Source organism: Spirillospora sp. CA-108201, from assembly GCF_050936235.1.
Classification (GTDB): Bacteria; Actinomycetota; Actinomycetes; order Streptosporangiales; family Streptosporangiaceae; genus Spirillospora.
In genome coordinates, this window is sequence record NZ_JBNJNE010000001.1 from 9,053,073 (window position 1) to 9,072,304 (window position 19,232).

The window sequence follows — 19,232 nt, forward strand, 5'->3', positions numbered from 1 at the left end:
CGCGACCTTCCCGGCGCCCTACTTCAGCGCGAGCGGGTTGACGGGGGAGCCGACGGCGCCGGTGACCTTGAGCGGGGGCGCGACGAAGAGGAACTCGTGCACGCCGTCGCCGGCGCAGTCCTCCGCGAGGGCCTCCAGGTCGAAGATCTCCCCGAGCGGGATCCCGACGTCGCGGAGCAGCACGCAGTGCACCGGGCTGGTGGCGGCGGGGTCCTCTCCGGGCGCCACCTCGATGCCCCAGTTGTCCATGCCCAGCGCGGCGAGGTCGTGGTCGCGGATCCACCGCGCGCAGCCGAGGCCGAGCCCGGGCTCGGCGCTCGTCCATCCGGCGGCGTCCCCCTCCACCAGGAACTTCCTCCACCATCCGGTCCGGACCAGCAGGATGTCGCCCGCGCGGATCTCGGTGCCCTGCCGTTCCGCGACGGCGTCGAGGGTCTCCGGGCCGATCACGTGGCCGCCCTCCAGCCAGTCGACCCCGGCGTGCCGGGCGACGTCGAGGAGGACGCCCCGGCCGGCGATCCCGCCGCCGAGGGCGTCGATCGAACACCGCGCCGCGCCGTGCGGGCCCACCTCGTCCTCGCCGAAACCGTTGTAGAGCAGGCCGTCGTACCAGACGTGCGCGAACGCGTCCCACTGCGTTCCGCTCTGGAGCGGCATGACGACGTAGTCGTCCGACCATTTCGCGCCGCCGGGGTACTCCTGCCCCGCGCCCGTCTCGGTCATCATGTGCAGCGGGTCGATCCGGCCGGGGAACGCCCGCGGGCCCCCGGCGCCGAGCGGGACGCCGAGGTCGAACACCGCGCCCCTGCGCACGAGCCGCGCCGCCCGCACGATCTCCCTCGGCGTGATCAGGTTGGTGGTGCCGCGCTCGTCCTCGGGCCCCCAGCGGCCCCAGTTGCTGACCTCGGCGCCGATCCGGCGGAAGTCCCCGGAGGTCATCGCGACGCCAGATCGCGCTCGTGCACCGCGACCGCCACGACCAGGTCCTCCCAGGCCATGCCGACGCTCTTGAACACCCTCGGCCTCCCGTCGTCCGCGAGTGCGCCGCCGCGAACGAGATCGGCCAGCTCGACCAGGTCGGTCTCCTCGACCGCCCCGGCGGCGAGCGCCTGGACCACGTCGCCGGCCTCGGTGGTGGCCGCCTTCCTCGACTCGACCACGACCTGCGCGGCCCCCATGACGTCGCCGCCCAGCTCGCGGGCGTCGGGATGGTGCGAGCCGACCGCGACGACGACGGTCCGCGGGGCGAGGAGCTCCGCCGCGAAGAGCGGTTCGCGGGCGCCGGTACAGCAGATCACGACGTCGGCCCCGTGGACGTCGTGCACCGCTCCGGCGCGGGCGGTCATCCCGCCGTCGGCGCAGCGGCGGACCAACCGCTCGGTCCGCTCGGGATCGCGTCCGACGACGACCACGTCGCGCAGGCCGTGCAGCGCGTGGAACGTCTCGATGTGCGCCCGTGCCTGCGGCCCGCTGCCGAACACGACGGCCGAGCGGATCGGCCGGGCCGCCATGTGCCGCGCCGCGAGGGCGGAGACGGCCGGGGTCCGCAGCAGGGTGAGCTCCCCGCCGTCCATCATGGCGAGCAGCCGGAGCGTCCGGGCGTCCATCAGCAGGTACAGCCCGGAGATGGTCGGGAGCCCCTGCGCCGGATTGCCCGGTGCCAGGCCGAGCACCTTGACGCCGACGTGGCCGGTGGCCTCCGACGGCATCAGCAGCAGCTCTCCATGGCGGGTCGGACGCGAGACGCGCCCCTGCTCGTCCCCCGGCCGAAGACCGCCGAGAAGCGCCCGCTCCAGCGCGTCGACCAGGTGCCGCGCATCGGCGAGCCGCCGCATCCGCTCGCCGCCGATCCCGTCGATGCTCATCGCCGTCCCGCCTCCTCGATCCGAACCTCGGCGCTCTCGTCCGTCGCCGCCACCGTCACCACGCCCGTACGCGGGAGCGCGTCGAAGTCGCCCGCGGGCAGCACGACCACCGGCACTTCGATCGCGTAGAGCTCGCGGGCGACGATCGCCGCCAGCGCGATGATCGCGTCCGGCCGGCGGAGCAGGACGGCCGCCGGGGCCGCGCCGCGCCGGATCAGCTCGGCGAGCACCGTGGAGCTCGAACTCGACCCCCGGCTCGCGGCGAGGGCCAGCACCCGGCCGGCGACCGAGGCCCCGCGCTGCGGATGGCGCACGTCGGTGATCTCGCCCGTCGCCACGTCGCTGCCGCCCCAGAACGACAGCGGCTCGTCCAGCAGGAGCAGGGGAGCGCTCGCCCGCCCCGGGCTGAGCGGCGTCCCGATCACGACGCCGTCCAGAGCGCGGGGTCGCGGACCACGCGGCCCGCGCGCGCGGACAGCACGCACTCGGCGAGCGACGCGAAGACGACGTCGATGCCGAGGTTGGTCGGCGCGTACCACGCCCATTTCGCGGAGTTGGTCATCACCACCCGTGCCGAGGTCCGCAGGACCGGAGCGATGTACGTGCAGGTGTCGACCAGGATCCGGGCTCCGGCGGCGCGGCAGACCGCGGCGTCGCCGGTGCGTTCGGCCTCGGCGAGGACGGCCCGGCTCGTCGAGATCCAGAACTCGGTCCCCGCGTCGAACGGCGGCCCGCCGGACAGCAGCGCGGCGAGCGCGCGGAACTCGGCGGCCGAGAAGTGCGGCGTGCCGACGCTGATCGCGTCGAGCCGTCCGTCCGGCGCCGTGGTGAGCTCGTCGCACGCCGCGCGCAGGTCGGCCGCGGCCACCTCGAACCGCCGCTCGGCGGCGCGGCCGCGGAAGGCGGTCTCGGCGTCGGGCGCCTCCGGCGTCAGGCCGACGGCGTGGAACAGGGCCACGCCCCCGGCCGAGGCCGCCGCGGCGCCGAGCGCCTTCAGCCGGTCCTCGTCCGCGTCGCCGGGCAGCCCGGCCAGCACGGGGACGCGGGTCCCCGACCGGCGCCCGACGAGATGGCCGAGCGCCGCCCAGGCGACGTCCGCCTCGAACGTCCCGGCGGGCACCCCCGAGCAGTCGAACAGGTCCTGCCCGGCGCGGTTCTCGTCCAGGTGCAGGCCCACCCGCGGGGCGAAGCCGGTGACGGCGGCGCAGATGTCGGCGAAGTCGCCGTAGCGGTCGGTTCGGGCGCCGAGGACAGAGTTGGCGAAGACGATGGCGTTCGACTCCGCCCACGCCACATGCCGGCCGAACGCCGGCCGCTCCCGGAGCTGGTACGGAGCGCAGGTCCACGTGGGCTCCGCCCCGAGGGCGACGTAGCCGTCCATCAGCCGCCGGGCGTCCGCCCGCTCGCCGGGGTCGCCGCGCACGACGCCCGGGTGCAGCAGGTCCAGCGAGCCGACGTTGAGCGTCGCCCGGACGGCGACCCGCGCGCCACCGGCGATCAGCCGTTCGACCAGGTCGATCCCCACCTGCCCGTGGAAGAGGCAGCCGTCGAGGTGCGCCGAGTCGACCGGGATCAGCCGGTCGGCGCCGAGCGCCCGGGCGAGCCGGACGATCACCCGCATGGCCAGCGCGGCGCCGTCGCCGCGGCGCCCCGCGAGCATCGCCCGCTGCGCGCCCGTCAGCGCCGGCTCGGAGATCGCGTGCTTCATGAGGCCTCACCAGCCCCTGCGCCCGCGCCCGCCCGCGCGCACTCGTGCACGATCCGCCCGTCCTTGACGACCAGCCGGACCCGCGCCAGCGCGCCGATGTCGGCGGCGGGATCGCCGTCGACCAGCACGAGGTCGGCGAGCTTGCCCACGTCCACCGTGCCGGTGTCGTGCAGGATGTCCATGTTCTCCGCCGCGTTGCGGGTGGCCGCGCGGATCACCTCGGGCGCGGTCAGCCCGTACCGGACCATGAGCTCCAGCTCGCGGACCAGATCCGTGTGCGGGTTGTACGGGGTGCCCGCGTCGGTGCCGGCCGCGATCCTGAGGCCCGAACGCACCGCCGCGACGAAGCTCTCGCGGTGCCGCTCCGCCTCCCGCGCGGCCTTCTCGTGCACCCAGGAGGGCATGCCCGCGCCGGTCCCGGCCGACACGATCGACTCCACCGCGAGCAGGGTCGGCACGAGGTAGGCGCCCCGCGCGACGGCGAGTTCGAGCGCCTCGTCGTCGAGCCGGATGCCGTGCTCGACCGAGTCGACGCCCGCGCGCAGGGCGTTCTTGATCCCCTGGCTGCCGATGGCGTGCACGGTGATCCGCCGCCCCGCGTTGTGCGCCTCCTGCGCCGCGACCGCCAGCTCCTCCTGGACCAGCCCGGTGTGCCCCGGATCCACGCCGGAGGTCAGCACCCCGCCGGTCGCCATCGCCTTGATGAAGTGGGCGCCCGCCTTGAGCTCGGCGCGGGTCGCGGCCCGCACCCCGTCCACTCCGTCGGCCTCGCGCCCGATGAAGTGGCCGTGCCCGCCCGTCATCGTGATCACCCGCCCGGCCGCCCTGACGCGCGGCCCCGGGACGAGGCCGTCCTCGATCCCCTTGGCCAGCTCGATCACGACGCCGTCGGCGGCGCCGCAGTCGCGGACGGCCGTCACTCCGGTCCGCAGGGTCAGCGCGGCCGTCGTCGCGCTCTTCAGCGTGGCGAGCGGCAGCGAGTCGGACTCGATCTGCCGGGTGAAGTCGGGCCCGGCGTCGGCGGACAGGTGGACGTGCGAGTTGATCAGCCCGGGCAGCAGGCTGCCGCCGGCGCCGTCGACGACCGCGTGCGCCGGGAACGGCGGGGCGGACCCGGCCGGGCCGACCCACGCGATCCGCCGGCGGTCGACGACCACGGCGAAGCCGGGCCGGCCGCGCCCGCCGTGCCCGTCGATCAGGTTCACGTCCCGGATCAGGAAGGCCTCCGGGCCGGCGGGCGCGGGCTCACTCACCGCGGCCGCCGTCGTCCGGGTACCTCGCGGCCGGGCCGATCGGGAAGTGGCAGGCCGTCCTGCGGGCGTGCGGCGCGACGTCCCGGAGGACCGGCGGCTCCGCCGCGCAGCGGTCCCGGTCCTCGCGGGCCCGCGGCCCGTACCGGCACCGCGGGTGGAACACGCACCCGGACGGCGGGTTCGCCGGGTCGGCGACCTCCTCGTTCCCGGTCCCGCGGGCCGGCGCCAGCAGCGACAGCCCGCTCGGATCGGGCCGGCTGTCGCGCAGCAGTTCGGTGTAGGGATGGCCGGGACGGGAGAGGACGTCGGCCGCCCCCTGCTCCACCAGCGTGCCGAGGTACAGCACGCTCAGGTCGGTGCACATGTACTGCGCGATCGCGAGGTCGTGGGTGATGAAGACGTAGGTCAGCCCCAGCCGCCTCTGCAGGTCGAGCAGCAGTTCCAGGATCTCGGCCTGCACCGAGGTGTCGAGCGAGGACGTCACCTCGTCGGCGATGACCACCCGGGGCCCGGCGGCCAGGGCGCGCGCGATGACGATGCGCTGGCGCTGGCCGCCGGAGAACTCGTGCGGCAGCCGCTTCGCGGCGGTGGCGTCGAGCGCGACCGACTCCAGCAGCTCGGTGACGCGGGTCCGGTGCGCGCCCGCGCGCAGCCGCCCGCGCGGGTCGATGGCCTCGGCCAGCGCCCGCTCGACGGTCATCCGGGGATCCAGCGACGAGTACGGGTCCTGCGGGACCAGCTGGATCCGGCGGCGCGCCGCGAAGCGCTCCTTGCGCGGCAGCCGGTGGACGTCGGTCCCGTCGAGCCGGACCACGCCCCGCGCCGGGGCGAGCTGCCCCACCAGGACCCGGGCCAGCGTGGACTTGCCGGAGCCGGACTCGCCCACGACCCCCATCGTGCTGCCGCGGGCGATCGCGACGCTCACGTCGTGGAGCACCGGGCGGGAGCGCGCGCCGTAGCCGGCCGACACCCCCTCGGCGCTCAGCTCGATGCCGCCCGGTTCGTCGGTGTGCGTCATGACCGGACCTCCGCGGTCGGTGTCTCGGCGTGGCAGGCGACGGCGTTGCCCGCGGGGCCGGCGACCAGCGCCGGCACGACCTCGGCGCAGACGGGCGCCGCGAGCGGGCACCGGGGCGCGAAGGCGCAGCCGGCGCCCCGGGTCTCGGCGGACGGGGCCCGCCCGGGCAGCGGCACGAGCCGCGCGTCCTCCAGGTCGGCCGCCGCGTCGGGCGAGGCGGCCAGGAGCGCGCGCGTGTAGGGGTGCCGCACGCGGCGGCGGCGGAGGTCCTCCACCGGCACCTCCTCGACGACGCGCCCGGCGTACATCACGCAGACCCGGTCGCAGAGCGCGGAGACCACGCCGATGTCGTGCGAGATGAGCAGGATCGCCGTGCCGTGCTCGGTGTTGATCTGCTTCAGCAGGCGCAGCACGTCGGCCTGCACGGTGACGTCCAGCGCGGTGGTGGGCTCGTCGGCGATGATCAGTTCCGGCTCGTGCAGCATCGCCGCGGCGATCATCGCGCGCTGCCGCATGCCGCCGGAGAGCTCGTGCGGGTACTGGCGCATCCGCAGCTCGGGCGAGGACACCCGCGTCTCCGCGAGCCGGGCGACCGCCAGCGCGTCGGCCTTCCGCCGCGACGTCCTCGTGTGCGCCCGCAGGACCTCGGTGAGCTGGGTGCCGATCCGCAGCGCGGGGTTGAAGCTGCTCGACGGGTCCTGGAAGACGATCCCGAGTTCGGTGGCCAGCCGCGCGGGCGGGGCCTTCGCCGGGTCGGCCAGATCGACGCCGTTCACGTCGAGGCGCTCCGCGGACCAGTCCAGCTCGCGCGGCAGGAGCCGCGCCAGGGCGAGCGCGGTCAGGCTCTTGCCGGAGCCGGACTCGCCGACCACGCCGACGATCTCTCCGGCGCCGACGGTCAGCGAGACCTCGTGGATCAGCTCACGGCCGTCGGGCCGGCGGACCGACAGGCCCCGCACGGACGCCGCCGCGGCGGGCTCCCGTTCCGCGGGCCCGGACGGGGCGGGGCGCGGCGGCGCGGGGACGGCCGCGGGCCGCCGCGGTCGCGACGCCCCGCGCGGGTCCAGGTGCCGGACGAGGCCGTCGCCCACCAGGCCGGCGGCGAGCCCGGTGAGCAGGATCGCCGTGGCGGGGCCGAGTGCCTCGCCCGGGTTGTCGTAGATGTTGCGGAGCCCGCTCGCGAGCAGGCTGCCCCAGTCGTAGGACGGCGGCTGGACGCTCAGCCCGAGGAAGCTGAGCCCGGAGACCGTGAGCACGCTGGTCGCGAACCCGACCGAGGTGAGGACGAGCAGCGGCGCGGCGATGTTCGGGACGACGTGCCGGGTCAGGACGCGGACGCGGCCGACGCCCAGCAGGCGCGCGACCGCGACGTAGTCCCGCTCGTTCACCGACAGCGCGAGCCGGTTGGTCAGTCGCGCGAACTGCGGGCAGAACGCCAGTCCGAGCGCGCCGACCACGGACGCGCGCCCCGGCGACAGGATCGCGGTGAACGTCAGCGCGATGATGATCGGGGGGAACGAGAGCAGCAGGTCGATGACCCGGTCGCCGACCGCGCGGACGGTCGTCCCGGCGGCCGCGGTCCCCGCGCCGAGGAGCGTGCCGAGCACCGCGGCGATCGCGGTGGCGGCGACCGCCATCTCGACCGTCAGCCGCGTCGCGACGACGGTCCGCCAGAACACGTCGCGGCCCAGCGCGTCGGTGCCCAGCCAGTGCGCGCCGGAAGGGCCCTGGCGGATGTCGGCCGTCAGGGCGTCGGCGCGCTCCTGCCACAGCATCGGCGCGATGACGGCGGCCGCCGCGACCAGGGCGGCCAGGACGAGGCCGGCGACGAGGAGCGCCGGGAGCCGGGTGCGCCTCATGAGCGCGTCCCCGTCAGCACGCGCGGATCCAGCAGGCCCAGCGTGACGTCGACGATCAGGTTGATCAGGACGGCGACCAGGCCGAGGACGAGGATGATCCCCTGGACCTCCGGATAGTCGCGCTTGACGATCGCGCGCACGATCTCCGACCCGATGCCGGGCATGTTGAAGACGTTCTCGGCGACGACCGTCCCCCCGAGCAGCGCGACGAGGATCAGCCCGCCGAGGGTCAGCGTGCTGGTCACGACGTTGGGCAGCACGTGCCGCAGGAACAGGCGCGTGCTCGACAGCCGTTTGCTCATCGCCATCGTGATGTAGTCCTGCGACAGCACCGTCGCGGTCTCGTTGCGCACCAGGCGGGTGAGCACCGCGGCCGGGGCGATCGCGATGGACAGGGCGGGCAGGATCATCGAGGTGAACCCCGCGCCGCCCTGCACGGGCAGCCAGCGCAGGGTCAGCGCGAACACGAAGACGAGCAGGGTCCCGGCGACGTACTCCGGCACGGCGCCGAGGACCGAGGCGCCGACGCCGAACGACGACGTCGCGGCCCGGGCGCGTCCGCGCTGCTGGGCGACGCCGACCGCGGTGCCCAGCGGTATCGCCACGGCCAGCACGACGACCAGCGCGCTCGTCGCCAGCAGGATCGTGAGCGGCAGCCGCTGGGAGAGCATCGACGACACCGGCTGGCCGGTGGTGAAGGAGGTGCCGAAGTCGCCGTGCGCCAGCCCGCCGAGGTACGAGGCGAACTGCCGCCACAGGGGCTCGGTCAGCCCGAGGCGTTCGCGGACCTGCCGGACCTCCTCCTCGCCCGCGGTCAGCCCGCCGATCTGCCGGGCCGGATCGCCCGGCACCAGGCGCACGATCATGAAGGTCACGACGACGAGGAAGGCGAGCACGGCGGCGACGCCGCCGAGGCGCCGGGCGAGGTAGCCGGCCCAGGGGGAGCCGGCCACCCGCCGGGCGAGCCCGCGGGGCGCCGCCGGTGCGCCGGCGGCGACCGTCGCCATCAGCCGCTCGCCTTGCCGACGCGGATCGTCGCCGGAACCGCGAACCCGTTGACGACGCTGCCGCTCGTACCGCCCGCGAACAGGACGTGCACGGGCGCGGTGGCCAGGGGAAGGACGTCGACGTTACGCAGCAGCGACTGCTGGAAGGTCTTCAGCGCGGCGCACTTCTTCTCGGGCGAGCCCGCCGCGGCCTGGTCGTAGGCCTGCTCCGCGGCCGGGTTGCTCGTCGCGCCGAGGTTGAGCCCCTTCGGCGGCGCGTCGTGCACGAAGAACTGCCCGACCGGCAGGAAGCTCGACAGCCGGTTGCCGTACACGAAGATCGTGACGTCCCAGTCGTTCTTGCCGCTGAACAGGTCGGACACCCACGCCTGGTTGTCCGTCGTGCGCACGGTCGCGGCGGCGCCCGCGGCCTGCAGCGCGGCCATGACCTGGTCGCCCGCCGCGCCGCCCGCCAGGATGTTCGTGCCGATGACCCGGAGCTTCACGCCCTTGAGCACCCGCGCCGCCGCGGCCGCGTCGTGCTCGGGGACCAGCGCGCCCGCGCCGGCGTCGAAGCACTCGTAGGAGGAGCGGCCGAGGCTGGAGATCAGCTCGCCGGAGCCGAAGCTCTGCACCTTGTTCAGTACGGAACGATCCAAAGCCTGGGCGACGGCGAGCCGGACGTTCCGGTCGGCGGTCGGATGGCCGGCGGTCTCGTTGAAGACGACCATCGTGTCGGACTGCGGCGCCGTGCGGACGGTGATCCCGTCGGTCGACTTGAACCGGTCCCACGCGTTGGAGGTGAACGAGGGGATCTGGAGTTCGCCGGTGGAGGTCAGGTTGGCGCGGGTGTTCTCGTCGTCGACCACCTTGAGCACCAGCTTCTTCGGCGGCTCGCCCGCCGCCTGGCCGGCGTACGCCGGCCCCCAGGTGTACTGCGGCCGCCGGGCCAGCGTGTAGCTGGAGCCGGTGACCTGCGTCTCGGAGACGAAGGGGCCCGTGCCCGCGGACGTGGTCCGCAGGCTCGACGGGTCCTTCATGCCGGACGGGCAGACGATGCCGGCGAAGGGCCCGGTCATCCCCGGCACCAGGTCCGACCAGGGCTTCTCCAGCGTGATCGTCACCGAGTCGCCGGACGCCGTCGCCTTCGCCGCGTTGCCCGGGCCGATCGCCTGGCGCACGAGGGGCGCCTTGGTCGCCGGGTCGAAGAGCCGGTTCAGCGACGCGGCCGCCATCGCGCCGGTCAGGGCGGTGCCGTCCGAGCAGGTGACGCCGCTCCGGAGGTGGAAGGTGGCGGTCTTCGGGGTGGACTTCCACGTGTCCGACAAGCCGGGGACCAGCTTGCCCGACGGGTCGAACTGGACGAGCGTGTCGTACAGCGCCGCGAGGGCGACGGAGTCCTGGAACGTGCTCGCCTGGGTCGGGTCGTAGCTGCTGACCGGGCCGTCGAGGGTCATGGACACGACGCCGTCGGTGATCTTCGGCGGCGCCTTCCCGCTGGAGTCCGCCGCCCCGCCGCAACCGGCGACGAGGGATGCGCAGACGGAGACACTCGCGACGACTGCCCGATGCCCCATTCGAATTCTCATGGTGGTCCTTCGGTGATGTGCCGGATGAGAGGTGCGGTGCCCCGGAGCGGGCGCCTGGTCGTGTTCATCAAAGTGAACGTGTGTCGGTCATGGTGACGACCCGGCCGTCCCGATGTCAATATGTTGAACGCGAAAATCAGGCACAGCCGGATCGGCTGTGCCTGGGCCCTGTGCGGGTCAGAACGACGGCGGCGTCATCGCGCCGACGAGCACGGCGTTGCTGCCGGTGGCGTTGCGGTACCAGTGCGGCAGGCCCGAGTCGTAGGTGATCGAGTCGCCCTCGTGGAGCGTGTGCACGGTGCCCGCGATGCACACCATGAGCTCGCCCTCGGTGATCAGGATGCACTCCTCGCCGGGGTGCCTGAACGGCGTGTCCTCGTTGCTCCACCCGGCGGCGACCTGCGCCTTTATCATCCCGAGCCGGCCGTTCATGTGCGGCGTGATCAGGGTGTACTCGAGGTTCTCGTCGGCCAGCAGCAGGCGCCGGTGGGTCCCGGCGCGGACCAGCGCGCCGGACTCGGTGTCGGCGAGGAAGAACCGGCCGACCGGCACGTCGAGCGCCTGCGCCAGCTTCACGAGCGTCGTGAACGAGGGGTTCCCCTGGCCGCGCTCGATCTGGCTCAGCAGGCCGGGGCTCAGGTCGGCGGCCTGGGCGAGGGCGGCGATGCTCAGGTCGGCGGCGCGGCGCAGTTCGCGTACGAGGTTGCCCACGACGGCCATGGTCGGCGTCGGGTTGCCCGGCTGACCGGCCTCTGTCGACCTTGCGCTGCGCGGCATGGTGACAGCCTGCCCGACCCGGGCAGGTGTCGTCAATATATTGAACAGCATGGCCGGACCGGCGCCCCGGACCTCCTCGTCCTTGACGCCCGTCTTTTCGTAAGTATAGCTTACGGCCCCTAAGTGAGAGTAACGATGTGGTGAACCGCCACAACGAGCGGAGGGCCGTTGACCAGCGTGTTCGAAACCTCCCTGAGCGGTCTGCTCACCGGCCGGGTCGCCCTGGTCACCGGTGCGGCCGGCGCGCTCGGCGCATCGATCTGCCGGACCCTCGCCCGGGCGGGCGCCGAGGTCGTCGGCGTCGACCTGGTCGAGGGCGGCGCCTGCGACTTCGTCGCGGACGTCGCGACGGCGGAGGGCAACCGGCTCATGGTCGCCGAGGCCGTCCGCCGCCACGGGCACCTCGACGTGCTGGTCCTCAACGCCGGCGTGCAGTTCGTCGCGCCGATCCCCGAGTTCCCCGAGGAGCAGTGGGACCGGCTCATGGACGTGATGGTCAAGGGCCCGTTCCTGGCCATCAAGGCCGCCTGGGCGGAGTTGACCGGCCGGCCGGCGTCGCGCGTCCTGATCACGTCCTCGGTCTCCGGCATGACGGCCGAGCCGTTCAAGGCGGCCTACGTCTCGGCCAAGCACGCGGTCAACGGCCTCACCAAGGTCGCCGCGCTGGAGGGGGCGCCGCACGGGCTGACCGTCAACGCGGTCGCCCCCGGATGGATGTCGACGCCGATGGTCGAGCGCCAGCTCCCGGAGCAGATGGCCCTGCGCGGCCTCACCCGCGAGCAGGTGCTGGAGCTCCTGCTCGAACGCCAGCCCGTCAAACGCCTGATCGGCACGGACGAGGTCGCCGCGCTGTTCGCGCTGCTCGCCAGCGACCTCACCTCCGCGGTGACCGGCGTCTGCCTACCGGCGGACCTCGGCACCCTCGCGTCCTGAAGCATCACCTTTACCGAAGGGATCGGCCATGTTGCGCGACAAGTACGAGCCGTGCGTCCTCACCGCCGCGGTGACCGGCGGCGACGTCCTCCCGAGCCAGAGCCCGCACATCCCGTGCGGCGCGGAGGCGATCATCGAGGAGGCCGTCGCCGCCGCCGAGGCGGGGGCCACCTGCGTCCACCTCCACGCCCGCGAGGCCGACGGCCGCCCCTCCGGCGACCCCGGCCTGTTCCGCGAGATCGTCGACGGCGTCCGCGAGCGGTCCGACGTCGTCATCAACATCAGCACCGGCGGCACCCCGGGGATGCCCGAGGAGCAGCGCCTGGCCGGCATCCGCGCCTGCCGGCCGGAGATCGGCACGCTGAACCTCGGCACGATGAACTACGAGGGCTTCCCGGACCGGGCGCGCTGGCCGAAGGTCCGGCATGCCTGGGAGCAGGAGGTCCTGGACAGGTCCGGCGAGGGCGTGTTCACCAACACGCTCGGCACCATCCGCCGCTTCGCGGCCGAGTTCCGCGACCTGGGCGTGACGCCGGAGCTGGAGGCGTACGACCTCGGGCACCTGTCCATGGTCCGCTTCCTGCTCGACGAGGGCACCCTTGAGGGGCCCGTGCGGATCCAGCTCGTGCTGGGCGTGCTCGGCGGCGCGGGCAACGCCCTCGACGACTTCTTCGCGCTCTCCCAGGCGGCCGCCCGTATCCTCGGACCCGACGCTGCGAGCCTCAGCGTGGCCGCGACCGGTTTCCCGGGCGAGTTCCGCCATGTCGCGACCGCGTTGTCGTGGGGCGCCGACTGCCGGGTGGGCCTGGAGGACAACATCCGGGTCCGCCGCGACCGGCAGGCCGAGAGCAACGCGGAACTGGTCCAGGTCGCGGGCGGACTCGCCGATCTGCTGGCCAGGCCGATCGCGACGCCGGGCGCGCTGCGCAGCGAGCTCGGTCCCTGGTACAAGGCCACATAAGGAGTGGAAGCGAATTGGCTGCTCGCCCGCCGGCACACCACCAGAGCGGCAACAAGCGCCCCGGGCACTTCGGCGGTCCGGCCGCCGAGGGCGCCCGCGCCGGCGAGGGAACCGGCGATGACGCCGACGCCGTCAAGGTGCTGCTCGGCCGCAACATCAACAGCCTGCGGACCCAGCGCGGCATGGCCGTCCGCGACCTGGCCGAGCAGGCCGGCGTGTCGGCGGCGTTCATCTCGCAGGTCGAGCACGGCGCGGCGTCGCCCTCGGTGCCGACGCTGGTCCGCATCGCGCAGGCGCTGCGGGCCCACATCGGCGACCTGTTCCAGGCGACGCTGTCGCGCAGCCAGATCGTCCGGCACGACGAGCGCGCGGCGTACGAGTACCCGGACCGCGGCATCACCGAGGCCCAGGTCAGCTCGGACGCCAGCGGGTGCCTGGAAGTGCTGTGGGTGAAGCTCGAACCCGGCGGTGGAACCGGGCCGGAGCTGTTCGCCCACGGCGCGGACACCGAGTTCGTGTTCGTCCTCAAGGGGCAGGTCGCCATCACCGTCGGGTCGGAGTCCCACCGCCTCTCCGCCGGGGACAGCCTCACCTTCCCCGGCAAGGACGTGCACGGCAGCCAGAACCTGTCGCGCGGTTCGTCGGAACTGCTCTGGGTGCAGACCCCCGCCTCGTACTAGGAGAGGCCGCGGCGCGCACCCTTCACCCTGTCCCTACGGTCGTCGGGAAACGCCAGTGAACCTCTCCGAGAAGCCGACCGGCTTCGTCTCCATGCCGCAGGGCTCCGTCGCGTACTGGCGCGCCGGCACCCCCGGCCGGACCCCGCTCGTGTGCCTGCACGGCGGGCCCGGCCTGCCGCACCCCTACCTGGAGCCGCTCGCCCGGCTGGGCGCCGACCGGGAGGTGATCTTCTACGACCAGGCGGGCTGCGGGGAGTCCGGCCGCAGACCCCCGGAGCCGTCGTGGTCGGTCCCGTACTTCGTCGAGGAGCTGCGGGCGGTCGTGGCGGCCCTGGGCCTGGAGGAGTTCCACCTCTTCGGCAACTCCTGGGGCGGGTGGCTCGCCCTGGAGTACACGCTCGGCGACCCGCCCGTCGCGCCGGCCTCGCTCCTCCTCAACAGCTCACCGCCGAGCGTGGCGAGCTGGATCGACGGGGTGCGCGCGCTGCGCGCCCGGCTTCCGGAGGACGTGGTCCGGACGCTCGACGAGCACGAGCGGGCCGGCACGGAGCGCTCCCGCGAATACCGGGACGCCTTCGCCGTCTTCAACCGCCGGCACATGTGCCGGGTGCGGCCGTGGCCCGCACCGCTCAAGGACGCGCTCGGCGGCTTCGGCGACGAGGTGTACGCGGCCCTGTGGGGGACGAGCGAGTTCGGGCCGGTGACCGGCGCGCTCGCGGGGTGGGACGTCACGCCGCGCCTGCCGGGGATACGCGTGCCCGTCCTGGTGACCTGCGGGCGGCACGACGAGGCCGCGCCGGAGCACATGTCGGCGCTGGCGGACGGTATCGCGGGCGCCCGGTTCCGGGTCTTCGAGGACAGCTCGCACATGGCGTTCCTCGAAGAGCCGGACGCCTTCATCGCCGAGCTTTCGGCGTTCCTGACCGGCGTCGAGGCGCGGCGCCGGTGAACCCTCTCGCGACAAGGACGGGACGATGAGCGAAACCAAGGTCGGCCGGATCGGCCCCAAGGAGACGGCGCAGGGCGGGGAGGCCGTCTGCTCCAGCGCGCACCCGCTCGTGACCGAAGCGATGCTCGACGTCCTGCGCGAGGGCGGCAACGCCATCGACGCGGCCATCGTCGGATGCCTGCTCAACGCGACGGTCCAGCAGGACATGACGTGCCACGCGGGCACGGTCACGATGCTGTACTGGAACGCCGAGCAGGGCCGGTGCCACGAGCTCAACAGCATGGGAACGATCGTGCCGGGCCTCGCGCCGTTCCGGCCGGTCGCCATCTCGTCGGGGCCCTACACCGCGATCCCGGAGGGGCCGTGCGCCGTCATCCCCGGCTTCATGCCGGGCCTCAAGACGATGCACGAGCGGTTCGGGTCGCGGCCGTGGGACCGGCTCTGCGCGCCCTCGATCCACTGGGCCGAGGAAGGACACGAGGTCGACTCCTTCGAGCACCTGGTCCTCGGCCACAGCGTCGAGCTGTACATGAACACCGCGTCCGGGCGGCGCCACTTCACCCCCGACGGGCACCTGCCGCAGGCCGGGCGGCGCTGGCCGAAGCCGGAGCTCGCCCGGACGCTGGCGAAGCTCGCCGCCGAGGGACCGGACCTGTTCATCGACGGCGAGTGGGCGCGGCTGTTCGTCGAGCGCGCGAACGAGGTGGGCTGGCCGATCGAGATGCGCCACATGCGCCAGGACGAGCCCCGGTGGGGGGACGGCCTGCGCTACCGGCACGGCGACGTCGAGATCGTCCAGCAGGCGCCGCCGGAACGGCAGGCCGTCATGTCGGCGATGGTCCTCGGCATCCTCCGCGAACTGGGCGTCGCCGAGCTCGGCCACTACGCCGAGTCGCCCGAGTCGCTGTACTACATGGCGCACGCGCTGCGCCGGGCCGCCTACGAGACCGGGTTCATCAACGACCCGGAGGTGTTCGAGGACCCGAGCAGCGTGCTGATGTCGCGGGAGTACCACCGCGCCCTGGCCGCCGTGCTCCGGATGAGCCGCACGAAGGTGGACCTCACCGAGCACGTCCGGCTCACCTCGACGCCGGGCGCCCTGGGCGAGGGGACCCGCCGCTCGGGCGAGTCCGTCGGCAGCTGCGAGCTGAGCGTTGTCGACGCCCAGGGCGACTGGGTCCAGCTCGTCAACACGGTGCAGGGCGGAGGCGTCCCGGGGCAGGTCGTCGGCGGCGTCCCGATGATCGGCAGCACCATGACGAGCAGCCTCACCGCCATGCTCGGCGGCTGGCTGACCGGCGGGGGCCGGATCCGCTCGGTCATCGGCAACACGCTGCTCCTGCGGGACGGCAGCCCGTGGCTCGCCCTCGGCACGCCCGGCATCCCGCACATCACGGTGCCGCAGGTCATGACGAGCATCCTCGAGAACGGCCTCGACCCGTACGCGGCGGACGACGCGCCCCGCATGATGCCGCTCGCCGACGACTACTCGGTGACCGTCGAAAGCCGGCTGGCGCCCGAGGTCGTCGCGGAGGTGGCCCGCATGGGAGTCCTGGTCCGGCCGATGGCGCCCTACCAGTACCAGATGGGCAGCTTCCACATGACCTGGCGCGACGAGACGGGAACGCTCCACGCCTCAGCCGGCCCCCGCCGAGCCGGCCAAGCCGCAGGCTACTGACCCCGCCCCCGCGGCGCCGCACCGGCGAGTCGCTCCAGCGGACGCGGCAGTACGGGTGACGAGCCGTCACTCGTCACCCGTACGCGCCATCTCCAGTAGTTCGGCCGTGTCGAAGCTCCTCCGCAGGGATACCAGCAGGGGAGGAAGGTTCGAATAGATGCAGAGTGCGCGCGACTTCTCCATCCGCCGGAGGTCCTTGAAGCTCCAGCCCCTGTGGTCGAGGCCGCGCACGTCCTCATCGCCGACGACGGCACTGATGAAGGTGTTCGTCCGCGGGTCGCTGTTGCTCGGCAAGAAGATCTTGGCGGAGTGGTTGTTGGCGATCAGATTCGCCCGGTCCTCGCTGTAGCAGTAGCTCAGCTGGCTCATGTCATGAAAGATCGAGACGAGCTGGATCGAGCTGCCCGCCGCGGTGGTGGCGATCGTGTCGAGATCCTCCAGGCGCGCTATGTTGCCGGCCTCGTCCAGGCAGAGCAGGATCTTGATCGGCTCCCTGTCGGAGTCCTGAAGCGCGTTGTGCGAGTAGGTGCGGTTCAGGACCTCCCGCGTGAGTGCGGTGAAGAGGGGGCGGAACAGGCGCTGCTCGTTCACGGGCGCACAGATGTAGAGGGTGTTGTTCCCGCCGTTGAGCAGGCTGTCCATGTTGAGACCACCGGATCTGCATCGTTCGTCCACTGACCGGTAGCTGAAGACTTCGAGCATGGACACCGCCGTCGCGGCGATCGAGGTGTAGGTGTTCTCCGCGTTGGTCGTCACCCGCCGTATGGTGGACTTCAGCATCTCCAGGTCGTAGTCGTCGTCATCTGCCTTGTCCTCTTCGGCGTGACCCGCACGCGAAAGCGCCATCTCGATTTCCTGCAGGAGATCCTGCCTGTCCTCGCCGAGCCACTGCAGCACATCGCGCATGGTGCCGCCGGCTTTGGCCGCCGCCAGTAGGAGGGGGGCGAGAAGCTGCCTCGCGCTGACGATCCAGAACGAACCTTCGGTCATGGAGTCGGCCGATACCGACTCGGAAAGACCGAAAGTGCGCTTGACCGCATCGTCCCAGGAACTGATGCCGTCCAGCGGGCTCCAGCCGACGCAGTAGTCGGCCAGCGCAGGGATCTCCTCCGCCAGTCCGGTCGGGTCGAAGATATAGACGTCCCCCACGCCTGACCTGTGCTCGATGGTCGCCAGGACCACATCGAACCGTACGGAGGTGACCAGACAGGGCCCCTCCCACTCCAGCACTGCGGGGATCACGATCCCCGTCGTCTTCCCGCTGCGCTGGGGGCCGAAGACGATGATCGGCCTGAAGGGCTCACTTCTCACGATCTTCTCGCCGACCCTGCCCAGCGCGACACGCTCTCCGAACCCCCTTCCCTCGGTGAGGATCTCGGAGAGTTCCGAAGCCCCGGCCATCGCGCCTCCTCGGCTCTGGCTGGTCACAGGCGGCTGAGCTTCGCGACCAACCGCGAGGCGAGTCTCGCGGGACGGCAGTACACCGAGCCGTCAGGGCCGCTCGGCGGACAGACGCAGAACATCTTCCTCAGCGGCGATCCATCAGGCTTCACGCCGCTGATGACGATCATCCGCGTGTTCTCGACGACCGAGTCCTCTGATCCGTCGAGGGACAATCTGGTCGCCGCGGTAAGGATCCTCCGTGGCGGGTCCTTCGCGGGAAGCTCGATCGAGAAGGTGGTCCTGCCCTGACTCTGCAGATGGTCGGACACCGGAACGGCGGGTCTGGGCCCGCCGAGGACGCGGGCTCTTATCCTGTAGCAGTCTGATCCGCCGCTGTTGATCAGCAGCAGCGACGGCTGCAGTTCGCTTCCCCTCCGGCTGCGGCCGCCCTCGATCCAGAAGTCGGGTTGCGCCTGCCGCACCAAACGCCGGAACTGTAAGATCATCGTAGACGACGAGACCGTGGCAGCGGTTGCGGCAGTGATGGCCGCCACGTCCTGCCAGCTCATTAAGCCAGGCTCCCCGCGGTGGTGTCGAACCGGTACCCGGCAGTGACCGATGACATGAATCCTTCGATTCCCATGTCGCGAAAGAAAGAGATGTAGGCGTCGGCGCACCTGGCCGAGGACAGGAAGAGTTCAGGATCCAGCGCCACCCTCCTCCCGTCGGTGTCCATGTAGTTCTCTCCCGAGTAGGAGAGTTGGAAGAAAAGCCCGCTCCAGTCCGAGTTGCTGGGCGCCTCGACCTTCAGGAACTGGGTGATGCAGGGCTCGTACTCATGGCGTACGCTGGCCAGGTAGTCCATTCGGCGATATCGCTGGAGATCGCCTTCCTCCAGGTTCGCGTTGGTCAGGCGCCCCTTGGAGTCGGGCAACCTGATGGCGACGTTCCGGCGCATCACGTCGAGGTTCGGAACCGGTCTGTCGTCCAGATGAAAGTGGTAGCAGACGACCCGGAACGTGAAAGCGGCGGAAAGAACGCGTACACGTTCCGCGACATCGTTGACGATATGCTCTCTGCTGCTGGAGAGTGATATCTCCTGCAGGCTTCGGCTCAGCTCGTCCTCGAGCGCGGCGATCGCGCGGTTGATGATCCCCGGCATTGCCGGCATGAAACGGGTGTACCAGCGGTGAAAGGCTCGGAGTGAGGAACCGTCGCGGCGCAGCGTGATCATACCGTCGCCGGAGAAGGACAGCTCGAACCCGTAGTCCTCATCGTTGAAACGGAAAGTGATCCGCTCCTGTTCGATCGCGGTGTCCAGGGAGGCGATATTGACGAACTCCGCCTCGATGAGTGCTTCTTCCACGGCGCCGGCGATCTGCAAGGCAACGCGGATCGGATTGACCAGGTCAGACCAGCGTCCCAGACCCGACAGTCGCACGCTGTGCACGAACGTGTGGATGTTCTGTATGTGCTTCACTATCTCGGAGTCGGAGAACTCCTCCCAGGATATCGTCCACAGGCGGAGCGTGGAGTAGTCCCTCGTCTTCCGGGCTCTTTCGAGCTCTTCGTTCATGCTGTCTCCCTTTCGGC

General features: G+C 72.2%; 18 protein-coding genes. 5 read left to right on the forward strand and 13 right to left on the reverse strand.

The genetic code is table 11. The features are described 5' to 3' along the window. Positions 1-18: 18 nt before the first annotated feature. The 10 genes from ACQEU6_RS43310 to ACQEU6_RS43355 form a co-directional block, all read right to left on the reverse strand. Positions 19-939, reverse strand: coding sequence for a cyclase family protein (locus ACQEU6_RS43310; RefSeq protein WP_499339617.1), 921 nt, complete (start codon positions 937-939; stop codon positions 19-21). Next, a complete protein-coding gene (locus tag ACQEU6_RS43315) occupies positions 936-1,865 on the reverse strand; it encodes an ornithine cyclodeaminase family protein (protein WP_499339618.1) in 930 nt (309 codons plus the stop codon). Before ACQEU6_RS43315 ends, ACQEU6_RS43310 begins: the two co-directional genes overlap by 4 nt. Continuing rightward, positions 1,862-2,290, reverse strand: a complete 429-nt coding sequence (locus ACQEU6_RS43320; protein ID WP_499339619.1) for an aconitase X swivel domain-containing protein — start codon at positions 2,288-2,290, stop codon at positions 1,862-1,864. The genes ACQEU6_RS43315 and ACQEU6_RS43320 overlap by 4 nt, the downstream gene beginning before the upstream one ends. Next, positions 2,287-3,573 (reverse strand): aconitase X, encoded by a 1,287-nt coding sequence (locus ACQEU6_RS43325; RefSeq protein WP_499339620.1) that lies wholly within the window; start codon positions 3,571-3,573, stop codon positions 2,287-2,289. Before ACQEU6_RS43325 ends, ACQEU6_RS43320 begins: the two co-directional genes overlap by 4 nt. Beyond that, positions 3,570-4,826, reverse strand: a complete 1,257-nt coding sequence (locus ACQEU6_RS43330) for a metal-dependent hydrolase family protein (RefSeq protein ID WP_499339621.1) — start codon at positions 4,824-4,826, stop codon at positions 3,570-3,572. Before ACQEU6_RS43330 ends, ACQEU6_RS43325 begins: the two co-directional genes overlap by 4 nt. Beyond that, the gene (locus ACQEU6_RS43335; RefSeq protein ID WP_499339622.1) at positions 4,819-5,844 is read right to left on the reverse strand and encodes an oligopeptide/dipeptide ABC transporter ATP-binding protein; all 1,026 of its coding nucleotides are present in this window, start codon (positions 5,842-5,844) and stop codon (positions 4,819-4,821) included. The genes ACQEU6_RS43330 and ACQEU6_RS43335 overlap by 8 nt, the downstream gene beginning before the upstream one ends. Beyond that, positions 5,841-7,703 (reverse strand): dipeptide/oligopeptide/nickel ABC transporter permease/ATP-binding protein, encoded by a 1,863-nt coding sequence (locus tag ACQEU6_RS43340; protein ID WP_499339623.1) that lies wholly within the window; start codon positions 7,701-7,703, stop codon positions 5,841-5,843. The genes ACQEU6_RS43335 and ACQEU6_RS43340 overlap by 4 nt, the downstream gene beginning before the upstream one ends. After that, positions 7,700-8,710, reverse strand: coding sequence for an ABC transporter permease (locus tag ACQEU6_RS43345; RefSeq protein WP_499339624.1), 1,011 nt, complete (start codon positions 8,708-8,710; stop codon positions 7,700-7,702). The genes ACQEU6_RS43340 and ACQEU6_RS43345 overlap by 4 nt, the downstream gene beginning before the upstream one ends. Beyond that, entirely contained in the window at positions 8,710-10,266 is a 1,557-nt protein-coding gene (locus ACQEU6_RS43350; RefSeq protein WP_499339625.1) for an ABC transporter substrate-binding protein, read from the reverse strand. Before ACQEU6_RS43350 ends, ACQEU6_RS43345 begins: the two co-directional genes overlap by 1 nt. Positions 10,267-10,455: 189 nt before the next feature. Then, entirely contained in the window at positions 10,456-10,989 is a 534-nt protein-coding gene (locus tag ACQEU6_RS43355; protein WP_499339626.1) for a helix-turn-helix domain-containing protein, read from the reverse strand. A gap of 243 nt (positions 10,990-11,232) precedes the next feature. Between ACQEU6_RS43355 and ACQEU6_RS43360 the strand changes: the two genes are divergently transcribed. From ACQEU6_RS43360 to ACQEU6_RS43380, 5 genes are read left to right on the forward strand one after another with little or no spacing between them, the layout of a single operon-like run. Next, positions 11,233-11,988 (forward strand): SDR family oxidoreductase, encoded by a 756-nt coding sequence (locus ACQEU6_RS43360; RefSeq protein ID WP_499340536.1) that lies wholly within the window; start codon positions 11,233-11,235, stop codon positions 11,986-11,988. Between the two features lie 28 nt (positions 11,989-12,016). After that, positions 12,017-12,949, forward strand: coding sequence for a beta-keto acid cleavage family enzyme (locus ACQEU6_RS43365; RefSeq protein WP_499339627.1), 933 nt, complete (start codon positions 12,017-12,019; stop codon positions 12,947-12,949). A 14-nt stretch (positions 12,950-12,963) separates the two neighbouring features. Beyond that, on the forward strand, positions 12,964-13,629 hold the full coding sequence (locus ACQEU6_RS43370; protein ID WP_499339628.1) for a helix-turn-helix domain-containing protein: 666 nt from the start codon (positions 12,964-12,966) through the stop codon (positions 13,627-13,629). A 55-nt stretch (positions 13,630-13,684) separates the two neighbouring features. Next, positions 13,685-14,578, forward strand: a complete 894-nt coding sequence (locus tag ACQEU6_RS43375; RefSeq protein ID WP_499339629.1) for a proline iminopeptidase-family hydrolase — start codon at positions 13,685-13,687, stop codon at positions 14,576-14,578. Positions 14,579-14,603: 25 nt separating this feature from the next. Continuing rightward, entirely contained in the window at positions 14,604-16,256 is a 1,653-nt protein-coding gene (locus ACQEU6_RS43380; RefSeq protein WP_499339630.1) for a gamma-glutamyltransferase, read from the forward strand. A 66-nt stretch (positions 16,257-16,322) separates the two neighbouring features. On the opposite strand, the gene ACQEU6_RS43385 is transcribed toward ACQEU6_RS43380, so the two are convergent. The 3 genes from ACQEU6_RS43385 to ACQEU6_RS43395 are packed head-to-tail and all read right to left on the reverse strand — an operon-like array spanning position 16,323 to position 19,215. After that, a complete protein-coding gene (locus ACQEU6_RS43385; RefSeq protein WP_499339631.1) occupies positions 16,323-17,657 on the reverse strand; it encodes a type IV secretory system conjugative DNA transfer family protein in 1,335 nt (444 codons plus the stop codon). 23 nt (positions 17,658-17,680) lie between these two features. Then, positions 17,681-18,208 carry a hypothetical protein gene (locus ACQEU6_RS43390; protein ID WP_499339632.1) on the reverse strand — a complete coding sequence of 176 codons (528 nt, stop codon included), beginning with the start codon at positions 18,206-18,208 and terminating at the stop codon, positions 17,681-17,683. After that, the gene (locus tag ACQEU6_RS43395) at positions 18,208-19,215 is read right to left on the reverse strand and encodes a hypothetical protein (protein ID WP_499339633.1); all 1,008 of its coding nucleotides are present in this window, start codon (positions 19,213-19,215) and stop codon (positions 18,208-18,210) included. The genes ACQEU6_RS43390 and ACQEU6_RS43395 overlap by 1 nt, the downstream gene beginning before the upstream one ends. Between the last annotated feature and the right edge of the window lie 17 nt (positions 19,216-19,232).

Coding starts and splice junctions, on each gene's coding strand:
- ACQEU6_RS43310 (WP_499339617.1), bottom strand. CDS start 939: ATGACCTCCGGGGACTTCCGCCGGATCGGCGCCGAGGTCAGCAACTGG.
- ACQEU6_RS43315 (WP_499339618.1), bottom strand. CDS start 1,865: ATGAGCATCGACGGGATCGGCGGCGAGCGGATGCGGCGGCTCGCCGAT.
- ACQEU6_RS43325 (WP_499339620.1), bottom strand. CDS start 3,573: ATGAAGCACGCGATCTCCGAGCCGGCGCTGACGGGCGCGCAGCGGGCG.
- ACQEU6_RS43335 (WP_499339622.1), bottom strand. CDS start 5,844: ATGACGCACACCGACGAACCGGGCGGCATCGAGCTGAGCGCCGAGGGG.
- ACQEU6_RS43340 (WP_499339623.1), bottom strand. CDS start 7,703: ATGAGGCGCACCCGGCTCCCGGCGCTCCTCGTCGCCGGCCTCGTCCTG.
- ACQEU6_RS43345 (WP_499339624.1), bottom strand. CDS start 8,710: ATGGCGACGGTCGCCGCCGGCGCACCGGCGGCGCCCCGCGGGCTCGCC.
- ACQEU6_RS43350 (WP_499339625.1), bottom strand. CDS start 10,266: ATGGGGCATCGGGCAGTCGTCGCGAGTGTCTCCGTCTGCGCATCCCTC.
- ACQEU6_RS43365 (WP_499339627.1), top strand. CDS start 12,017: ATGTTGCGCGACAAGTACGAGCCGTGCGTCCTCACCGCCGCGGTGACC.
- ACQEU6_RS43380 (WP_499339630.1), top strand. CDS start 14,604: ATGAGCGAAACCAAGGTCGGCCGGATCGGCCCCAAGGAGACGGCGCAG.
- ACQEU6_RS43385 (WP_499339631.1), bottom strand. CDS start 17,657: ATGGCCGGGGCTTCGGAACTCTCCGAGATCCTCACCGAGGGAAGGGGG.
- ACQEU6_RS43390 (WP_499339632.1), bottom strand. CDS start 18,208: ATGAGCTGGCAGGACGTGGCGGCCATCACTGCCGCAACCGCTGCCACG.
- ACQEU6_RS43395 (WP_499339633.1), bottom strand. CDS start 19,215: ATGAACGAAGAGCTCGAAAGAGCCCGGAAGACGAGGGACTACTCCACG.